Genomic DNA, 18,699 nt, shown 5'->3' with positions numbered 1-18,699 from the left:
TATAAACTATAAACTATAAATTATAAATTATCTTGGATATAGCTAAGTTAGGTGAATTCGGTCTCATCGACCATCTCACCAAGGGATATGAAAACAAAAATGCCTCTACCGTCTATGGTGTGGGCGACGACTGTGCGGTGATGCACTATCCAGACAAGGAAGTGCTCATGACCACCGACATGCTCATGGAAGGTGTACACTTCGACCTTACCTATATCGACATGCAGCACTTGGGCTACAAGAGTGCCATGGTCAACATCAGCGACATCTTCGCAATGAACGGAACACCACGCCAGATGGTGGTAAGCATTGCCCTGAGCAAGCGCTTCAAGGTGGAAGACCTCGACGATTTCTACAAGGGTTTGCGTATGGCATGCGATAAATGGGGAGTTGACATCGTAGGTGGCGACACCACTTCTTCGCTCACCGGTCTTGCCATCAGCATCACCTGCATCGGTGAGGCTGCCAAGGAAGATATCGTGTATCGAAGCGGAGCCAGGGAAACCGACCTCATCTGCGTATCCGGCGACCTGGGTGGAGCCTACATGGGTCTGCAGCTCCTGGAGCGCGAAAAGGCTGTGTATTACGGACAGGTGGAAGACATCCGCAAGAAGATGGCTGAGGCTAAGGCTAGCGGCGATAGCCAGAAGCTTGCCGCTCTCAACAAGGACTTGCAGGAGATGCGCAATTTCCAGCCCGACTTTGCCGGAAAGGAATACCTGTTGCAGCGCCAGCTCCAGCCAGAAGCACGTGGCGACATCATGGCTCAGTTGAGAGAAGCCGGTATCCGCCCAACAGCCATGATGGATATCAGCGACGGCCTCAGCAGCGAACTGATGCACATCTGCGAGCAGAGCCATTGCGGTTGCCGTGTATATGAGAAGAATATTCCTATCGACTACCAGACAGCCGTACAGGCAGAGGAATTCAACATGAACCTCACCACCTGTGCGATGAATGGCGGCGAAGATTACGAACTTCTCTTCACGGTTCCTATCGGCGACCACGAGAAAATCGAGGCGATGGAAGGAGTGAAGCAGATTGGTTACATCACCAAGGAAAGCCTTGGCAAGTTCCTCATCACCCGCGATGGCCAGGAATTCGAGCTCAAGGCACAGGGATGGAATCCTTTGAAAGATTAGCTTAGCGCAACAGAAGCCCTTCAAGGAATCCATCGAAAGACTGATTCACCCCATTTCGGGGGCGTTTTTAGTTAAAATACATTAAGCAAGAGAAAATATTTAGTTTTCTCTTGCTCAATTTAAAAAATTATTGTACCTTTGCAACCGCAAAAGAAAATGGTGCCATAGCTCAGTTGGTAGAGCAAAGGACTGAAAATCCTTGTGTCCCCGGTTCGATTCCTGGTGGTACCACTCCTCCTTTCATTTAGGCGGTTTCTAACTTCGGTTAGAGCCGCCTTTTTGGTATTTATAAACCGAGGAAACAAGTATTACAATCTCTAAATAGTATTATAATAAACAAACTAAACTTAAAAAGCTTATGAAGAAGATTTTAGTTTCTCTATTGGCATTCTTCGCCGTGACTACGGCTTTTGCCAACGATTACAGCAAGTATTATCAGAATTTGCCTGTGGCCATGCCGCAGCCTACCCTGCCAACCATCCCGAACAACCAGGTCAGCATTCTCGACTTCGGTGGAAATGGCGACGGACAGACCCTGAACACCCAGGCTTTCAGCAAGGCTATCAGCAAGCTCAGCAAGATGGGCGGCGGTCACCTCAATGTTCCTGCCGGCATCTATCTCACCGGTCTGATTTCCCTGAAAGATAACATCGATCTTCATCTGGAGAAGAATGCCATCATCGTATTCTCTGAAGATAAGAACGACCTGATCAAAATAGACGAGAAGACAGGACAGAAGGAAGATCGCGCCACTGCAGCCATCAACGCCAGCAAGCGAAAGAACATTTCCATTACCGGAGAAGGAACCATCGATGGCAATGGTGAATGGTGGCGCCCTGTGAAGCGCAGCAAGGTGAGCGACGTGGAATGGAACCGATTCAAGCAGATGGGTGGAACTCTGAACGAGAAGGGTGACATCTGGTATCCGCTCAACCTGAAGCATACACCTAATGTAGTAGACAATATCGATGCACAGGAGAAGGTACGCAACCACATGATCCGATTCACCGATTGCGAGAACGTGCTCGTTCAGGGTGTTACCCTGCTCAACAGTCCTCGTTTCCACCTCATCCCTACCCGATGCAAGAATGTTGTCATCGACGGCATCACCGTGAAATGTCCTTGGAATGCACAGAATGGCGACGCTATCGACATCTCCAGCTGCAAGGACGTACTTATCGTCAACAACATCGTTGATGCCGGTGATGACGGTATCTGCATGAAGGGTGGTGCAGGAGCAGCAGGTGTCAAGGCCGGTCCTTGCGAGAACATCAACATCCAGGACAACACCGTTTATCACGCTCATGGAGGTTTCGTCATCGGCAGTGAATTCAGTGGCGGCATGAAGAATATCCTGGTTCGCAACAACACCTTCCAGGGCACAGATGCCGGTCTGCGATTCAAGAGTGCCGTAAAGCGAGGCGGAACATCAGAGAATATCTATATCGACCATATCTACATGACCGATATTACAGGTGATGCCATCACCTTCGAAACCACCTATTGGGACAACCACGTGGGAGCCAAGCAGCAGACCCAGCCAGTAAAGCAGGAATACTTGCCAAACTTCCAGGACATCCACATCAGCGATGTTTATGTCCGTGGCTGCAAGAATGGCATCGTAGCCCACGGCGCAGAAGGTATGATTCACGATATAACCATCAAGAATACATACATCTTCTACGACAAGAAGGCACAGGACATCGACGCAACCTGCAAGATCAAGCTCGACAATGTCCACTTCGCCACTTTCAACAAGTAAGCCAGCGAAGACTATTATAGTAATTACTTCACCACGGTAAGCGTATAATCGCTCACAGAAAAGTGAATATCCATACCCTCATAAGGCATTCCATATACCTTATGAGGGTCTTTTTGATAATGAGGGCGAGGATCCTGAGCCAGAACCTCCTTCAAAATTTCAATCTTACCATCCGTCAATCCTTGTTCTTTCAGATATTCCTTCATTTCTTCCGATATCTCCACATCAAGTTTCGCCCATTTTCTATCATCCACGAATCCACTGCGGGCATCAGGATGACAATCGGCATAAACCACATAAGGCTTGATATCATAGATAGGTGTGCCATCCATCAGATCGGCTCCCTTCACATGAACCACCGGTCCCTTGCCGGTCTCCCACTCTATCCGGGAGATTCTCACGGAAGACAAGCCGATGTTGTTCGGGCGAAACGGACTGCGGGTAGCGAATACTCCCACTTTTTCATTGCCGCCCAAAACAGGAGGGCGAACCACCGGACTATTCGCCTTGTGCCTGTTTGCCGAAAACTCCCATATCAGCCACAAGAAGTCGAATCCCTCCATTCCTCTCAGGAAATCAGGATTTCGATATTCCGGTTCAAAAACTATCTGTCCTTCCAACTCAGCCACCAGTCCAGCCTGCTTGGGAATACCAAACTTGCTGCTGAATGGCGATCGAAATCTTGCTATCGGTTTTATTTCCATTCTATATACCTTATTTATATATTAACTTATTATAAGTACGCAAAAACTAGTTAATTATTTTGCCGTCTGCATAAAATAATGTACCTTTGCAGCCAAATTAGTAAAACAATACAATGAAAATAGAAAGACCAGAATATGAGATATGGCTCCAGAATCCTGGAGAACTCGGTATCTATCAGCAGATAGAACGTGCCGGAAGAGTATGCTACAAGAGCGAAAATAACACCACAGAAGACTCTGCCAAGCCTTTTGTGGAGCGCATGATTCAGAGCGAGCACTTTGCCATGCTGGAGCATGGCACCATCTATCTCGTCTGCAACCATGGCGAACTCCCTCTCTACATCCACAACAAGTTCTCCCGTTGCAACACCATCGACGGCAAGGATTACATCACCACCAATCTCCGTGTATTGGCAGAGAACAAGGCAATGGACGACCTGAAGTATATCAGCGATTACGAAGAGGGAAAGCACGAGCTCCGCATCACCGTGCACTTCACCACTCAGATTGCCATCACCCGAGAGTACAACCGCCATCGCGCCAATTCGATGGCAGAGCAGAGCACCCGCTACTGCAACTACTCAAAGAACAAGTTCGACAACGAGATTACCATCAACCTCCCAACCTGGGCAGAGGAAGCAGGGTTCGACGGTTCTCAGGATCCAGGCGATTACCGCCTGGAAGATATGTGTGCCGACATAGCAGAAGGCAGAGCGCAGGAGTGGAGCAAGCTCGACACCTGGATATTTGCCAACCAGGCAGCCGAGTATGCCTACATGAAACTGATTGAAGCAGGCTGCAAGCCACAGGAGGCACGTGCCATCCTGCCATTAGATTGCAACACCGAGCTGGTACATACTGCCTTTATCAGCGACTGGAAGCATTTCTTCGACCTGCGTGCCTTAGGCACCACTGGTGCTCCTCATCCCGATGCCAAGGTTCTCGCCTTGCCATTGATGGAGGAATTCAAGAAGAAAGGTTATCTGAAATCATAAGGATAACATTTAAAAAAAGTAAAAAATAGCAGTAGAAATGCAGATTTTCTGTTTTTTATACAAGACGAATGGATATATTTTGTATTTTTGCACTGTGTTTTTCATAGTATTAGATTTAAGGTTATCAAGGTTGGGGCTACGGCGGTAGCCCTTTTTTTATGCCTTTATCCGAGAATTTACAGCTATTTTCAAGCATTCTACTGAGTTTACGCCATGAAAATCATCAAAAATCAACCATTTTCCGAAAAAACTTCCTTAAAAATTTGGTGGAATCAAAAAATAGTTGTACCTTTGCACCCGCTTAAGAAAACCAAGCTATAGTCATCTGACCGAATTTGGAGAGATGGTAGAGTGGTCGATTACAACGGTCTTGAAAACCGTCGTACCGAGAGGTACCGGGGGTTCGAATCCCTCTCTCTCCGCAAGAGCCTTCTGAAAGAAATTTCAGAAGGCTTTTTCTTTTATCCCCCCTTCGTGATTATTTATCATAAAAAAGCAAAAACTAAAATTTTCCGAAAAAAAATCCCTAAAAATTTGGTGGAATCAAAAAATAGTCGTACCTTTGCACCCGCTTAAGAAAACCAAGCTATAGTCATCCGACCGAATTTGGAGAGATGGTAGAGTGGTCGATTACAACGGTCTTGAAAACCGTCGTACCGAGAGGTACCGGGGGTTCGAATCCCTCTCTCTCCGCAAGAGCCTTCTGAAAGAAATTTCAGAAGGCTTTTTCATTTATACAGCCGCCATTAGTATCAATCCATTCTTCTTTATTTATCCATCCGTCTTTATTTATCCATCCTTCCTTCTTAATTGTTTATCCATTCTTGTTTTTCTCTCCTTCTTACAACTTTTAATCATTTCATTTGGTCAATTCGAATAAAAATTGTAACTTTGCAGCTATAAAAGCCGAATTATCGGCAAATTATACATTAATCATTTATAAAACATAATGAAAAAACTAATGACCATTATTGTCGCCATCTTCTGCATGGCGCAATTGTATGCAACAAACCCTGTTAAGCAATGGGGACAGCTGCAAGTAAAAGGTGCACAATTGTGCGACCAAAGTGGAAATCCTGTAGTATTGAGAGGCGTAAGCCTGGGATGGCACAACATCTGGCCACGATTTTACAACAAGCAAGCCGTGAAGTGGCTCGCTAACGATTGGCATGCCAACATTATTCGTGCAGCCATGGGCATTCAGATAGAAGACAACTATCTGGAGAATCCTGATTTTGCCATGAAATGCATCACCCAGGTAGTTGATGCAGCCATCAAGAACGACACTTACGTTATCATCGACTGGCATGCCCACAAGATGCACACCGAGGAAGCCAAGGCTTTCTTTGGAAAGATGGCACAGAAATACGGCAAGTATCCTAACGTTCTCTACGAACTCTACAACGAACCTATTGAGGACAAATGGGAAGATCTCAAGGTCTATGCCAAGACCATTATCTCAGAAATCAGAAAGTATGATCCCGACAACATCATCCTGATGGGCTGTCCTCATTGGGATCAGGACATAGACATCGTGGCGCAGAGTCCGATAGAGGGAGTAAGCAATGTAATGTACACTCTTCATTTCTATGCTGCCACCCACAAGGATTATTTGCGCGACAAGTTGGAAGCAGCCGTCAAGAGCGGTCTTCCTGTATTTGTATCGGAGTGTGCTGGCATGGAGGCATCTGGCAATGGTCCTCTGGCTCCTGAAGAATATCAGAAATGGCTTGATGTGATGGAGAAGTATAAGGTGAGCTGGGTAAACTGGTCGGTAAGCGACAAAGACGAAACCTGCTCCATGCTCCTTCCTCGCGCCAAAGCCACCGGTAATTGGACTCCTGACCTTATCAAGCCATGGGGCAAAATGGTGAAGGAAGCGCTGACAAGATACAATCAATAGAAATTATCATGCAGCGTGAATGTCTAAACATCACGCACGATAGTTCTATACACGTAACTTTATTTTTTGAGAAAAAACTCTCAAAGTCTCATTTTTGGTCAATAAAATCGCTATATAATACTGATATACAAAATATTACCATTAATGAGACTTCTCTTTAAAACACGAAAAATGTATCATAGAAGTATCATAAAAGTCTCATAAATGCATCAGGAAAAGTCAAAATAACAAATGAATAACCAATGACCAAAACCTGAGCACTCTGTGAACAAGGTGTGTGCACTCAGTGAACAAAGCCTGGGCATCGAGAGACCAAAGCCTGGGCATCGAGAGACCAGGCTTCGGGCACATAGTGCCCATTTTACGGGCAACGAGTGCCCAAAATAAACTAAACGAATTGGGCAATATCACTACACGAATTGAAGAGCATGAATATGAAACATGCAAACTGCAGTAGAAATAATGAATCTATATGCATCTTATCTTAGAATTATACCAGCCTTTCTTAAAAATACTCCTGCAAAAGTACAATAAAATTTTAAAATAAGAGTGAAAAACAATCAAAAAAGTTACGGAAACCTCATAAAAAACGGGATTTTTACCCAATTGCAACTACTCGGCACCCAATTATTTGGAGTTTACAAAAAAAACAACGTATCTTTGCCAACAGATTTTAGATGAATCAAGGAATAGAAGAATAATCAAAGATAAATAAGTAAATCAAGGATAAAAAGGATAAAGATAAAGAAGATATGAAATACTATACAGCATTGACTATTGCCGGATCCGACAGTTGCGGAGGAGCCGGCATTCAGGCAGACATCAAGACGATGTCGGCCTTGGGCGTTTATGCCAGTTCGGCCATCACAGCCATCACCGTGCAGAACACCAAGGGAGTATATGGCATACAGAATGTAGAGCCGGAAATCGTGAAGGGCCAGATTGAAGCAGTGATGGATGACATACATCCCGATGCCATCAAGATAGGAATGGTGAACGACTGCGATACCATCCGTGCCATCACCGAAACCCTCAAGAAATACGAAGACCAGTTCCAGCATCTCGTTATCGACCCCGTGATGGTATCTACCAGCGGATGCCGACTGATGCAGGAGGATGCCCTCGATGTCTTCATCCACAACCTGCTGCCGCTTGCCACCCTGCTCACCCCCAACATTCCGGAAGCAGAGATTCTTGCCGGCATCAAGATTCAGAATGTGGAAGATATCAAGAACGCAGCTTCAGCCATCAGTAAGCTGGGATGCAAATACGTACTCATCAAGGGCGGACACTTCGAAGGAAACGAAAAGATTGACTATCTCTTCGGAGACGGAAAGCTAATCACCAGCTATCGCGGCATGAACATTGATACCCGAAACACTCACGGCACCGGCTGCACCCTATCCTCGGCAATCACCTCTTACCTGACCCGAGAAATGGATATGAATACAGCCATTGCCATGGCTAAGACCTATCTTTCGGGCGCCATCCTTGCCGGAAAAGACGTAAAGATTGGAGAAGGACACGGACCCGTGAACCATTTCTACGACCCGAAGGCCCTGTTCTTTAAATCATAAAGCCCTATTCTTTGAATAATCATGAAATGGATTGTTATTACCATGCCCGATTTCATAGAGAATGAGGCAAACTACATCAACCAACTCTTCGAGGCAGGACTCGACTTGCTGCATCTGCGCAAGCCTGATTCCTGCATCGCAGACTGCGAACGACTGCTGCAGGAAATCAACCCGAAATGGTATCCGGGAATCGTGGTTCACGACCACTTTTCGCTCTGCGGGAAATATCATCTCCACGGCATCCATCTGAATCGCCGAAACCATCAAGTACCAGATGGCTTCCAGGGAAGTCTGTCCCGCTCCTGCCACAGTTTCGAGGAGGTAACAGAGGCACAGAAAGAAGCTGTTTTCAGCTACGTTTTTCTCAGTCCTATCTTCGATAGCATCTCCAAAAAAGGCTACAAGCATTGCTTTTCAAACAAGGATTTGGAGGATGCCGGCAACAACGGCATCATCAACGAAAAGGTGATTGCCCTAGGTGGCGTTATTCCGCAATTCATCCCACAACTGCGAGTCTGGAACTTCGGCGGCGCAGCCTTCCTGGGCGACATCTGGAACCGCCGACAGGATGCCGACTGGGCAGAATATCTTACCAACGTAAGAAAATGCCTATCGCATGCTACGCGAAAAAATACACTTAAAGGCTCAAATGTTTGGTAGTTAGCCAAAATAGTTGTAATTTTGCACCCATGATTTATCCAGATAATTTTGAAAACAAGATAGGATTCAACGAAATCCGAAAAATGCTGCGCGAAAGATGCCTATCGCCACTCGGCAAGGAACAGGTGGACAAGATGGCTTTCAGCAGCGACGCAGAACAGGTGAACGAGTGGCTCATGCAGGTGCGTGAGTTCCGACGACTGATGGAGGAAGTGGAAGACTTCCCCCTGCAATATTTCTATGACGTAAGAGAGAGCATCCTCCGTATCCGTGTGGAAAATACCCACCTGGAAGAGGACGAACTGTTTGACCTGAGACGGTCGCTCGCCACCATCGCCGGCATGGTGAAGATTCTGAACCACAGCGACGAAGACGATGCACACGCCGAACAGGAAGACGGATGGCGCAGAGAAAAGAAATATCCCTATCCTGCCCTCCACCGTCTTTCAAAAGACGTGATGACTTTCCCGCAACTGATTCAGCGCATCGACCAGATTCTCGACAAATTCGGTAAGATACGAGACAATGCTACCCCCGAACTCCTCCAGATTCGACGAGAACTGGCGAAGACCGAAGGAAGCATTTCACGCACCCTATACAGCATATTGCGAGCTGCCCAGAGCGAGGGCGTGGTAGAGAAAGACGTAACCCCTACCCTGCGCGACGGCCGACTGGTTATCCCAGTAATCCCTACCCTGAAGCGAAGAATCAAGGGTATCGTTCACGACGAGAGTGCCACCGGTAAGACCGTGTTCATAGAACCAACCGAGGTGGTGGAAGCCAACAACCGGGTGCGCGAGCTGGAAGGCGAGGAAAGAAAGGAGATTATCCGCATCCTCACCGATTTCACCAACAAGGTGCGCCCATTCTCCAAGGAAATCCTGGAGAGCTACCGCTTCCTCGCCATCATCGACCTGATTCAGGCGAAGCAGAAAATTGCCGATGTGTTCAAGGCGATAGAGCCGGAAGTGGCCGACCATCCACACGTAGACTGGATCCGTGCCATCCACCCACTGCTCCAGCAATCCCTGCAGAAGAAAAACGAAAAAGTAGTGCCGCTTGATATCACCCTGACGCAAGACAAGCGCATCCTCATCATCTCGGGTCCTAACGCCGGTGGTAAGTCGGTGTGCCTCAAGACTGTAGGTTTGCTGCAGTATATGCTACAATGCGGATTGAGTATCCCGGTGAGCGAGCGTTCGAAGACGGGTGTCTTCCAGAACATCATGATTGATATCGGCGACGAGCAGAGTCTGGAAAACGACCTGAGTACCTACTCTTCCCATCTTCTGAACATGAAGAACATGATGAAGGCAGCCAATGGCGACACCATCATACTGATAGATGAGTTTGGTACCGGTACCGAACCGGGCATCGGTGGAGCCATCGCCGAGGCCGTGCTCGACAAGTTCTGCAAGCAGCAGGCTTACGGCGTCATCACCACCCACTATCAGAACTTGAAGCATTTTGCTGATAGTCACGAGGGCGTGGTAAACGGCGCGATGCTTTACGACCGCCACGAGATGAAGGCACTCTTCCAGCTTGCCATCGGCAGACCAGGCTCTTCCTTCGCCATCGAAATTGCGAGAAAGATCGGTTTGCCGGAAGAGGTAATCAAGGAGGCTTCGGATATAGTGGGTTCAGAATACATCCAGAGCGACAAGTATCTGCAAGACATCGTCCGTGACAAGCGATACTGGGAGAACAAGCGCCAGAATATCCATCAGCGCGAGAAGGATATGGAAAAAACCATCTCCAAGTATGAGAGCGACATCGAGGACATCGAGCGAAGCAGAAAGGCTATCCTCAAGAAGGCGAAGGAGGAGGCTGCCGAACTCTTGAAGGAGAGCAACAAGAAGATAGAGAATGCCATCCGAGAGATTCGAGAAAGTCAGGCGGAGAAGGAGGAAACCCGCCGCATCCGTCAGGAGCTTGATGCCTTCAAGCAGGAGGTTCAGGAGATTGACACCAAGGAATCGGATGACAAGATAGCCAAGAAGATAGCCCAGATTCAGCAGCGCAAGGAGCGCCATGCCAAGCGACAGGCTGAGAAGAAGGAGAACCAGGAGAAGGCTGCGGCTGCCCTGCGCAATGCCCAGAACAAGGTGCAGGCTGACAGCAAGCGCGAGATTCAGGTGGGCGATACCGTGCGCATCAAGGGCCTGACCACCATCGGAAAGGTGGAGAGCATCAGTGGCGATACAGCCACAGCCGTTTTCGGAGGCATGAGAACCAAGATGCGACTCAACCGACTGGAGCACGCCACGGCTACCGTGGAGAATGTGGATAAGACCGAGGAGCGCAAGGAGAATCTGGCATCTTACGGCATCAGCAAGGAGACCCGCAAGACCATCGATGCCCACAAGACCAACTTCCATCAGGATCTGGACGTAAGAGGCATGCGTGGTGACGAGGCTCTGAATGCCGTGCAGTATTTCATTGACGATGCCATCCTGGTGGGTATGCCACGAGTCAGAATTCTGCATGGAAAGGGCAATGGTATTCTTCGCCAGTTAATCCGCCAGTATCTTAGCAGCGTTCCGAATGTTACGCATTATGCCGATGAGCATGTGCAGTTTGGCGGTGCAGGAATCACGGTTGTGGACTTTTAAGTGAAAAACGAAGAGTGAAGAGTGAAGAATTCATTTGCTTCTTCCCCTATATAATAAGGTGAAACAGGAAAAAGGAGGCAGATTTCCGTCTCCTTTTTCTAAATAAACGTTAACTTTCAAAACTTTTTCGGCAAAAGATTTGGCAGGTTCAGAAAAAAGCAGTACTTTTGCACTCGCTTAAAAGTACTAACCGCTTTCAAGTATATGAGACGGACAAGTCTCATACGACCAGCTCCCTCGGAATCCCCCAGGATGGGAACATAGCAAGGGTACTTGGTTGTAGCGGTGCGATATGAATCGCTTGTCCACCCGCCTCTTTAGCTCAGTTGGCCAGAGCACGTGATTTGTAATCTCGGGGTCGTTGGTTCGAATCCGACAAGAGGCTCAAAAAGGAATCTTCTTTCAGAAGGTTCCTTTTTTGTTTTTCATCCCTTTACATCCTCGTCACAGCAAGGCGTTGAATCTCCCTGCAAGGAGCAGAATCTCACCCCAAGACATAATAAACAAAAATATTTCTGTCATTCAGGGCGTTCTATCTTTAATTATATATAAATATTCTCCCCCTTTACACCTTATATAATAAAAAAGTTGTATTTTTGCAAATTGAATATTAGATTAGTAGAAAATACAAATAAAAATATGAATACAGATAATAAAGAGAATCAAGAAGAAAAGAAGATGAACGGACAGGAGCAGAAGCCGAAGATCTACGTCATCGATACTGGCAAGATTAAACAGACCAAAGCTTTTGCCCGTCAAGATGGTACCATCCTCGGCACCGTATGGGTCATCAGTTTTGTTTGCACCATGCTGGCTGTGGAGCCCAAATACCACATCCTGGGCTTGCTTTCCAACCTGCTCATCGTTGCCACCCCTTTCATCGTGGCCAAGCGATTGAGAATCTTCCGCGACCAGGTGAGAGGCGGGCACATCTCCTTCCGCCACGGACTGTACTATTGCATCCAGACATTCTTCTATGCCACCCTCTTGCTCACCATCACGCAATACCTGTGGTTCCGCTTCATGGACACCGGCATGTTCATGAGCCAGCTCCAGGAAAACTATCAGACATTGGCACAGGTCTACCAGCTGACGGCTGATGAATCAAAGATGCTCCTCGATGCCATCTCGATGATGAAGCCAATTGCGTGGGCATCCATGTTCATGATCACCGACCTGGTGACAGGAGCCGTACTGAGCCCTATCATCGCAGGTCTCATGGCAAAGAAGCTGAAGACTGCAAAACAGCAATCGCATTAACATCAAATAAGAAAATATCAATAACATCAATATAAGAAAATGGATATTTCAGTTATCGTTCCTCTTTTCAACGAGGAAGAATCGTTGCCAGAACTCTTCGCCTGGATCAAGCGAGTGATGAACGCCAACGATTTCACATACGAGGTTATCTTCGTGAACGACGGTTCTACCGACCGTTCATGGGACGTTATAGAAGAACTTGCCGAGAAGAACGAGCAGGTGAAGGGTATCAAGTTCCGCAGAAACTACGGCAAGAGCCCGGCACTCTACTGCGGATTCAAGGAGGCACAGGGCGACGTGGTCATCACCATGGACGCCGACCTGCAGGATTCACCGGATGAAATTCCGGGACTCTACCAGATGATTACCAAGGAAGGTTACGACCTGGTATCAGGCTACAAGCAGAACCGCAAGCAGGGTGACCCGCTGAGCAAGACCATCCCTACCAAGCTCTTCAATGCCACGGCACGCAAGGTGAGCGGCATTCACAACCTGCACGACTTCAACTGCGGACTGAAGGCCTATCGACGCGACGTGGTGAAGAACATCGAGGTATATGGCGAGATGCACCGCTACATTCCATATCTTGCCAAGAACGCAGGATTCGCCAAGATTGGCGAAAAACCGGTACACCACCAGGCACGCAAGTTCGGCACCTCCAAGTTCATGGGCTGGAACCGCTTCGTTAACGGCTATCTCGACCTGATGACCCTCTGGTTCCTCAGCAACTTCGGCAAGAAACCAATGCACGTATTCGGATTCCTGGGCAGCGTGGTGTTCTTCATCGCCTTCCTCTCGCTCATCGGACTCGGCATCGACAAGATCATCGACCTGCACAACGGCATATACGGTCATCTCATCACCGACTCGCCTTACTTCTTCATCGCCCTCATTGCGATGGTACTGGGCAGTCAGTTCTTCCTGGCGGGATTCCTGGGCGACCTCATCAGCCGCCAGAATCCAAACCGTAACGATTATCAAATAGAAAAGGAAATAAGATGCGGAAAATAATACCAATGGTTCTCGTCATGATGGCGATGATGATTGTGGCTGGATGCTCATCCATCGACTGCCCGCTCAACAACACCACTTATACGAAATATAAGCTGATGGGCAACGTCACCACACTCGCCGACACCATGACCATCTCAACCACCAAGACCGAAGGCCAGGACAGCGTACTCATCAACAGGGATGTGAACGTAGACAGTTTCATCCTGCCCATGAGCTACCAGCAGCCCGAGGACGTGTTCTACTTCGAAATCAGAAACCGCGACCACAAGGTATGGAAAGATACCGTGACCGTGAAGAAGGAGAACTTTTCGCATTTCGAATCGGTGGATTGCAGTCCGTCGTTCTTCCACACCATCACCGGTGTGCAGACCACGCGCAATTTCATCGACTCGATAGTCATCAACAAAAAAGAGGTAAATTATGATGCATCCAAAGCGCATTTCTATATCTATTTCGGCAACCGCCACTAAGGTTCTCGCAGCAGTGATATTCCTGCTGCTGATGGGTGGGGTTACTGCCCATGCCCAGAATCAGCAGAAGAAGATGGATGCTGTAACCGAAGATACCATCCCTCTGTTTCGCGGCATGACAGTAGGCGTAGATATCATCGGTCCGGTGCAGTTGATGGTGAGCGACTATGGTCAGTATGAGGCATCGCTGCGCGTCAACCTGAAGGATAAGTACTACCCTATCTTCGAGTTGGGTTACGGCAAGGCAGATGCCAGCGACGAAAGTACCAGGATTAATTACAAGACCAGTGCCCCATACTTTCGTATCGGTGTGGACTGGAACCTGCTCAAGAACAAGCACGATGACTACCGTCTCTTCGGAGGATTCCGATATGGCTTCACATCGTTTAAATATGACGTGAGTGCACCACCGGTAAATGATCCCGTCTGGGGCGGCAAAGCTCCTTATGGTGCAGAAGATGTATCAGCCAACTTCCAATGGCTGGAAGGCGTGTTCGGAGTGGATGCCAAGATATGGGGACCTGTCCGCATGGGCTGGAGTTTCCGCTACAAGCGCAAGCTGACCCAGAAGAAGGGTAATATCGGCAACAGTTACTATGTGCCAGGCTTCGGCAAGCAGGGAGGCACCCGACTCGGCGGCACCTTCAACGTTACCCTGGAGATATAAGTCACCTATTATATATAAGTCACCTATCATATATAAGTCACCTTATTATATAGAGAAAGATAGAGAAAGAAATGAAAAATAAGAAACTGATATGGCAGATACCCTTTCTGCTGATTCTGATATTGGGCAGCATCTACGTGATACGCCAGCAGCACAACACCCCTTATCAAAAGGATGAGGGCATGGTGTTCGGCACCATCTATCACATCACGTACCAGAGCGACACGGATTATCAGAAGGAGATTGAGGAGGAGTTGCAGAAGGTAGATAACTCTCTTTCACCCTTCAACAAGACCTCTATCATCTCCCGCGTCAACCGCAACGAGAAGGTGAAGGTTAACGAGATGTTCACGGAAGTGTTCCAACTTGCCGAAAAGATTTCAGGCGAGACCAACGGAGCCTTCGACATCACCGTTGCCCCGATGGTCAACGCCTGGGGATTCGGATTCAAGACAGGCAATCCACCTACCAAGCAGTCCATCGACAGTCTTCGTGCCATCGTAGGCTTCCACAAGGTTGCCCTGAAGGATGGCTTCGTGAGCAAGGAGAATCCCAAGACCATGCTCGACTGCTCTGCCATTGCCAAAGGTTACGGCACCGACGTGGTGGCAAAATTCCTGAAGAAGAAAGGCATCCAGAACTTCATGGTGGAGATTGGTGGCGAAATCGTGGTGAGCGGCAACAGCGAGAAGCAGGTGCCTTGGCGCATCGGCATCAACAAGCCAACCGACGACTCGCTCAATACCAACCAGGAATTGCAGGAAGTGGTTAACGTGAGCGACATCGCCATGGCTACCAGCGGCAACTATCGCAACTTCTACTATAAGAACGGCAAGAAATATGCGCACACCATCGATCCGAAGACGGGTTATCCTGTGCAGCACAACATCCTGTCGGCCACAGTTCTTGCCAAAGACTGTGCCACAGCCGATGCCTATGCCACTTCTTTCATGGTAATGGGATTGGACGGGGCGAAGAAGGTGCTGGAGAAACATCCGGAAATCTGCGCTTATCTGATTTATGCAGACCACAAAGGCAATAACAGAATCTGGTATTCGCCATCCCTGAAGAAAATATTAGAACCTCAAAATTCAAAATAAGGATATGCCGGAAAAGAGATTATACGACAGTCTTTTGGGACTTCCCCTATTCCTGGGAATGACCCGTTGCGACCTTCTTGAGATTGCAGGCACGACCAAGTTCTACTTTCAAAAGTTGAAAAAAGGTCATGTCATCGCCCAGGAAGGCGAACCCTGTCTGCACATAATTTTCCTGATTAAGGGTGAAATCAAAGTCATTACAGAGGCTGACGACCACGGTTATCAGATAGAGGAGACCATCAAGGCACCCGAGGTGCTTCAGGTGGAACGTTTCTTCGGATTCAACCAGCACTATACACATACCTATATTGCCGGTGAGGACTGCAACATCATGAGTTTCAGCAGAAAGGAATTGATGAAGCTATCCGATAATTACGAAATATTCCGCATCAACCAGCTCAACATCCTCACCACGCAGACACAAAAGAGCGAGCGACGACTCTTCAGAGTACCTCCCAAGACATTGGAAGAACGCATCATCCGCTTCTTCGAAAGTCACTGTCTCCGACCAGCCGGCGAAAAGACCTTCCGTATCAAGATGACCAGACTCGCCGAAGAAATGAACGTGAAGCGAATCTATGTATCGAATACGCTCAACGAGATGGAAGAAAAAGGACTCATCAAACTCTATCGAGGCATCATCGTCATCCCATCATTGGAAAATCTCATTGTTAAAAATTAAAAGTTGAAAGTAACAAGTTCAAAGTAATAAAATGCAAGATACAACCATAAACGAGAAAAAAATTGAGAAGAGAGAGAATCCTTTCTTCCTGCCATACGGCACCCCGCACAATACAGCCCCATTCGACCGCATTCAGCTCGGCGACTATGAGGAGGCTTTCATGGAAGGTATCCGCCGCGACGACGAGGCAACCGACAAGATTGTAAACGACCCGGCAGAGCCAACCTTCGAAAACACCATCGCCCGTGTTGATACAGAAAAGGGCGAACACTATTACGACCTCTTGAGCAGAGTGTCTAACGTATTCTCTTGCATGATGAGTGCCGAGACCTGCGACGAGATGGAGGAACTGGCACAGAAGATGAGCCCTATCCTCACCAAGCATGCCAACGACATCACATTGAACAAGAAGCTCTTCGAGCGCATCAAGTTTGTTCACGACCATCCTAACCGTGAACTAAATGCTGAAGAGAAGATGCTGCTCGAAACCAGCTACGACGGATTCGTACGCAGCGGTGCCCTCCTCGACGAGGAAGGCAAGGAGAAACTGCGCAAGCTCACCGAGGATGCAAGCATGCTCACCCTCCAGTTCTCGCAGAACCTGCTGAAGGAGAACAAGGCATTCACTCTTCACATCACAGACAAGGCGCAGCTCGAAGGTCTGCCAGAAACAGCCATCGCTGCAGCTGAACATACAGCCAAGGAAAAGAATGAGGAAGGCTGGATTTTCACACTCGACTATCCTAGCTATTCTCCATTCATGACCTACTCTACCCAGCGCGAACTGCGCAAACAGATGTACATGGCCCGTAACACAGTCTGCACCCACGACAACGAGCAGAACAACCTGGAAATATGCAAGAAGCTGGTGAATCTGCGCCGTGAACTGGCTCAACTCCTGGGCTTCGAGACCTACGCCGACTACGTGCTCCGCCACCGCATGGCAAGCAAAACGGAGAATGTGTATAAACTGCTGAACGACCTCATCGATGCCTACAAGCCAACAGCCATCGAAGAGACAGAAGAGGTGAAGGCACTTGCCAAGAAACTGGAAGGCGATGACTTCGAGATGGAGCCATGGGATTTCGGATACTATTCTCACAAGTTGCAGATGGAGAAGTATAACCTGGATGCAGAGATGCTCCGCCCATACTTCCAACTCGACAAGGTGATAGACGGCGTATTCGGTCTTGCCAACAAGCTCTACGGCATCACCTTCAAGGAAAACAAGGATATTCCGGTATACCATCCAGACGTGAAGGCATACGAGGTATTCGACAAGGACGGCAGCTATCTCGCCGTATTCTATGCCGACTTCTTCCCTCGCAAGGGCAAGCAGGGCGGTGCCTGGATGACAGAATTCCAGGGACAATGGATTGACCATAAGGGCGTTAACGTTCGTCCACACGTAAGCGTGGTGATGAACTTCACCAAGCCAACAGCCGAGAAGCCAGCCCTCCTCACCCTGGGCGAGGTAGAGACCTTCCTGCACGAGTTTGGCCATAGCCTTCACGGCATGTTTGCCAACACCCGTTTCGAGAGCCTCTCAGGCACCAACGTATGGTGGGATTTCGTAGAGTTGCCATCTCAGTTTATGGAGAACTATGCGGTAGAGAAAGACTTTCTCCGCACCTTTGCCTTCCATCACGAGACCGGCGAGCCATTGCCTGACGAGCTCATTGAGCGCATCGTGAAGAGCCGCAACTTCATGGCAGCCTATGCCTGCCTGCGCCAGGTAAGTTTCGGTTTGCTCGACATGGCATACTACACCAAGAAAGATGAATTCACCGCCGACATCATCCCATTCGAGAAGAAGGCATGGGAGAAGGCGATGGTTCTGCCACAGAGACAGGATACCTGTATGACCGTACAGTTCTCCCACATCATGGCAGGAGGATATGCAGCTGGCTACTACAGCTACAAATGGGCAGAGGTGCTCGATGCCGATGCCTTCAGCGTATTCAAGAAGAATGGTATCTTTGACCAGGCAACCGCCCAGAGTTTCCGCGACAACATCCTCTCGAAGGGTGGTACAGAGCATCCGATGACGCTCTACAAGCGATTCCGCGGACAGGAGCCAACCATCGACGCCCTGCTCGAACGCAACGAAATCAAGAAGAATTAATTATAAATTATAAATTATAAAAAAGT

The 18,699-nt window shown here is 48.2% G+C and carries 15 protein-coding genes and 4 tRNA genes; 18 read left to right on the top strand and 1 reads right to left on the bottom strand.

What is annotated here, in order from left to right:
* Nucleotides 1-32 precede the first annotated feature (32 nt).
* The 3 genes from thiL to V8Z93_RS06355 all read left to right on the top strand — a co-directional run bounded on the left by thiL (nucleotide 33) and on the right by V8Z93_RS06355 (nucleotide 2,904).
* Nucleotides 33-1,142 carry a thiamine-phosphate kinase gene (gene thiL, locus V8Z93_RS06365; RefSeq protein ID WP_439432720.1) on the top strand — a complete coding sequence of 370 codons (1,110 nt, stop codon included), beginning with the start codon at nucleotides 33-35 and terminating at the stop codon, nucleotides 1,140-1,142.
* 158 nt (nucleotides 1,143-1,300) lie between these two features.
* Nucleotides 1,301-1,373 (top strand) — tRNA-Phe (locus V8Z93_RS06360).
* Nucleotides 1,374-1,500: 127 nt separating this feature from the next.
* Nucleotides 1,501-2,904, top strand: a complete 1,404-nt coding sequence (locus V8Z93_RS06355; RefSeq protein ID WP_439432719.1) for a glycoside hydrolase family 28 protein — start codon at nucleotides 1,501-1,503, stop codon at nucleotides 2,902-2,904.
* 23 nt (nucleotides 2,905-2,927) lie between these two features.
* Here the strand turns inward: V8Z93_RS06355 and tsaA are convergent, their stop codons facing one another.
* A complete protein-coding gene (gene tsaA, locus V8Z93_RS06350) occupies nucleotides 2,928-3,608 on the bottom strand; it encodes a tRNA (N6-threonylcarbamoyladenosine(37)-N6)-methyltransferase TrmO (RefSeq protein WP_439432718.1) in 681 nt (226 codons plus the stop codon).
* A gap of 113 nt (nucleotides 3,609-3,721) precedes the next feature.
* Between tsaA and V8Z93_RS06345 the strand changes: the two genes are divergently transcribed.
* The 15 genes from V8Z93_RS06345 (at nucleotide 3,722) to V8Z93_RS06275 (ending at nucleotide 18,673) form a co-directional block, all read left to right on the top strand.
* Nucleotides 3,722-4,603 carry an FAD-dependent thymidylate synthase gene (locus V8Z93_RS06345; RefSeq protein WP_439432717.1) on the top strand — a complete coding sequence of 294 codons (882 nt, stop codon included), beginning with the start codon at nucleotides 3,722-3,724 and terminating at the stop codon, nucleotides 4,601-4,603.
* 337 nt (nucleotides 4,604-4,940) lie between these two features.
* Nucleotides 4,941-5,025, top strand: a tRNA-Ser gene (locus tag V8Z93_RS06340).
* A 186-nt stretch (nucleotides 5,026-5,211) separates the two neighbouring features.
* Nucleotides 5,212-5,296 (top strand) — tRNA-Ser (locus V8Z93_RS06335).
* A gap of 256 nt (nucleotides 5,297-5,552) precedes the next feature.
* Nucleotides 5,553-6,506, top strand: a complete 954-nt coding sequence (locus V8Z93_RS06330; protein WP_439432716.1) for a glycoside hydrolase family 5 protein — start codon at nucleotides 5,553-5,555, stop codon at nucleotides 6,504-6,506.
* Between the two features lie 752 nt (nucleotides 6,507-7,258).
* Nucleotides 7,259-8,083: a bifunctional hydroxymethylpyrimidine kinase/phosphomethylpyrimidine kinase gene (thiD, locus tag V8Z93_RS06325; protein WP_203050877.1), complete on the top strand. Its 825-nt coding sequence runs from the start codon at nucleotides 7,259-7,261 to the stop codon at nucleotides 8,081-8,083.
* A 21-nt stretch (nucleotides 8,084-8,104) separates the two neighbouring features.
* Nucleotides 8,105-8,743 carry a thiamine phosphate synthase gene (locus tag V8Z93_RS06320; protein WP_439432715.1) on the top strand — a complete coding sequence of 213 codons (639 nt, stop codon included), beginning with the start codon at nucleotides 8,105-8,107 and terminating at the stop codon, nucleotides 8,741-8,743.
* 29 nt (nucleotides 8,744-8,772) lie between these two features.
* On the top strand, nucleotides 8,773-11,355 hold the full coding sequence (locus tag V8Z93_RS06315) for an endonuclease MutS2 (protein WP_203050873.1): 2,583 nt from the start codon (nucleotides 8,773-8,775) through the stop codon (nucleotides 11,353-11,355).
* A gap of 311 nt (nucleotides 11,356-11,666) precedes the next feature.
* Nucleotides 11,667-11,740, top strand: a tRNA-Thr gene (locus V8Z93_RS06310).
* A gap of 254 nt (nucleotides 11,741-11,994) precedes the next feature.
* On the top strand, nucleotides 11,995-12,615 hold the full coding sequence (locus V8Z93_RS06305) for a DUF4199 domain-containing protein (protein ID WP_203040538.1): 621 nt from the start codon (nucleotides 11,995-11,997) through the stop codon (nucleotides 12,613-12,615).
* Nucleotides 12,616-12,654: 39 nt separating this feature from the next.
* On the top strand, nucleotides 12,655-13,626 hold the full coding sequence (locus V8Z93_RS06300; protein ID WP_218412437.1) for a glycosyltransferase family 2 protein: 972 nt from the start codon (nucleotides 12,655-12,657) through the stop codon (nucleotides 13,624-13,626).
* Nucleotides 13,614-14,099, top strand: a complete 486-nt coding sequence (locus V8Z93_RS06295) for a DUF6452 family protein (protein WP_203050872.1) — start codon at nucleotides 13,614-13,616, stop codon at nucleotides 14,097-14,099. The genes V8Z93_RS06300 and V8Z93_RS06295 overlap by 13 nt, the downstream gene beginning before the upstream one ends.
* Nucleotides 14,050-14,766: a DUF6048 family protein gene (locus V8Z93_RS06290; protein ID WP_439432714.1), complete on the top strand. Its 717-nt coding sequence runs from the start codon at nucleotides 14,050-14,052 to the stop codon at nucleotides 14,764-14,766. Before V8Z93_RS06295 ends, V8Z93_RS06290 begins: the two co-directional genes overlap by 50 nt.
* Nucleotides 14,767-14,837: 71 nt before the next feature.
* A complete protein-coding gene (locus tag V8Z93_RS06285) occupies nucleotides 14,838-15,866 on the top strand; it encodes an FAD:protein FMN transferase (protein ID WP_439432713.1) in 1,029 nt (342 codons plus the stop codon).
* Nucleotides 15,867-15,870: 4 nt separating this feature from the next.
* Nucleotides 15,871-16,548, top strand: coding sequence for a Crp/Fnr family transcriptional regulator (locus tag V8Z93_RS06280; protein WP_439432712.1), 678 nt, complete (start codon nucleotides 15,871-15,873; stop codon nucleotides 16,546-16,548).
* Nucleotides 16,549-16,579: 31 nt separating this feature from the next.
* Complete coding sequence (locus V8Z93_RS06275; protein WP_439432711.1) at nucleotides 16,580-18,673, top strand: M3 family metallopeptidase; 2,094 nt, start codon at nucleotides 16,580-16,582, stop codon at nucleotides 18,671-18,673.
* The last annotated feature ends 26 nt before the right edge of the window (nucleotides 18,674-18,699 follow it).

Origin of the sequence: Segatella copri (assembly GCF_051861805.1) — a bacterium.
In the GTDB taxonomy this organism is placed as follows: Bacteria; Bacteroidota; Bacteroidia; order Bacteroidales; family Bacteroidaceae; genus Prevotella; species Prevotella copri_M.
Note: the sequence above shows the minus strand (reverse complement) of the source record. Positions and strands in the feature narration are given on the sequence as shown.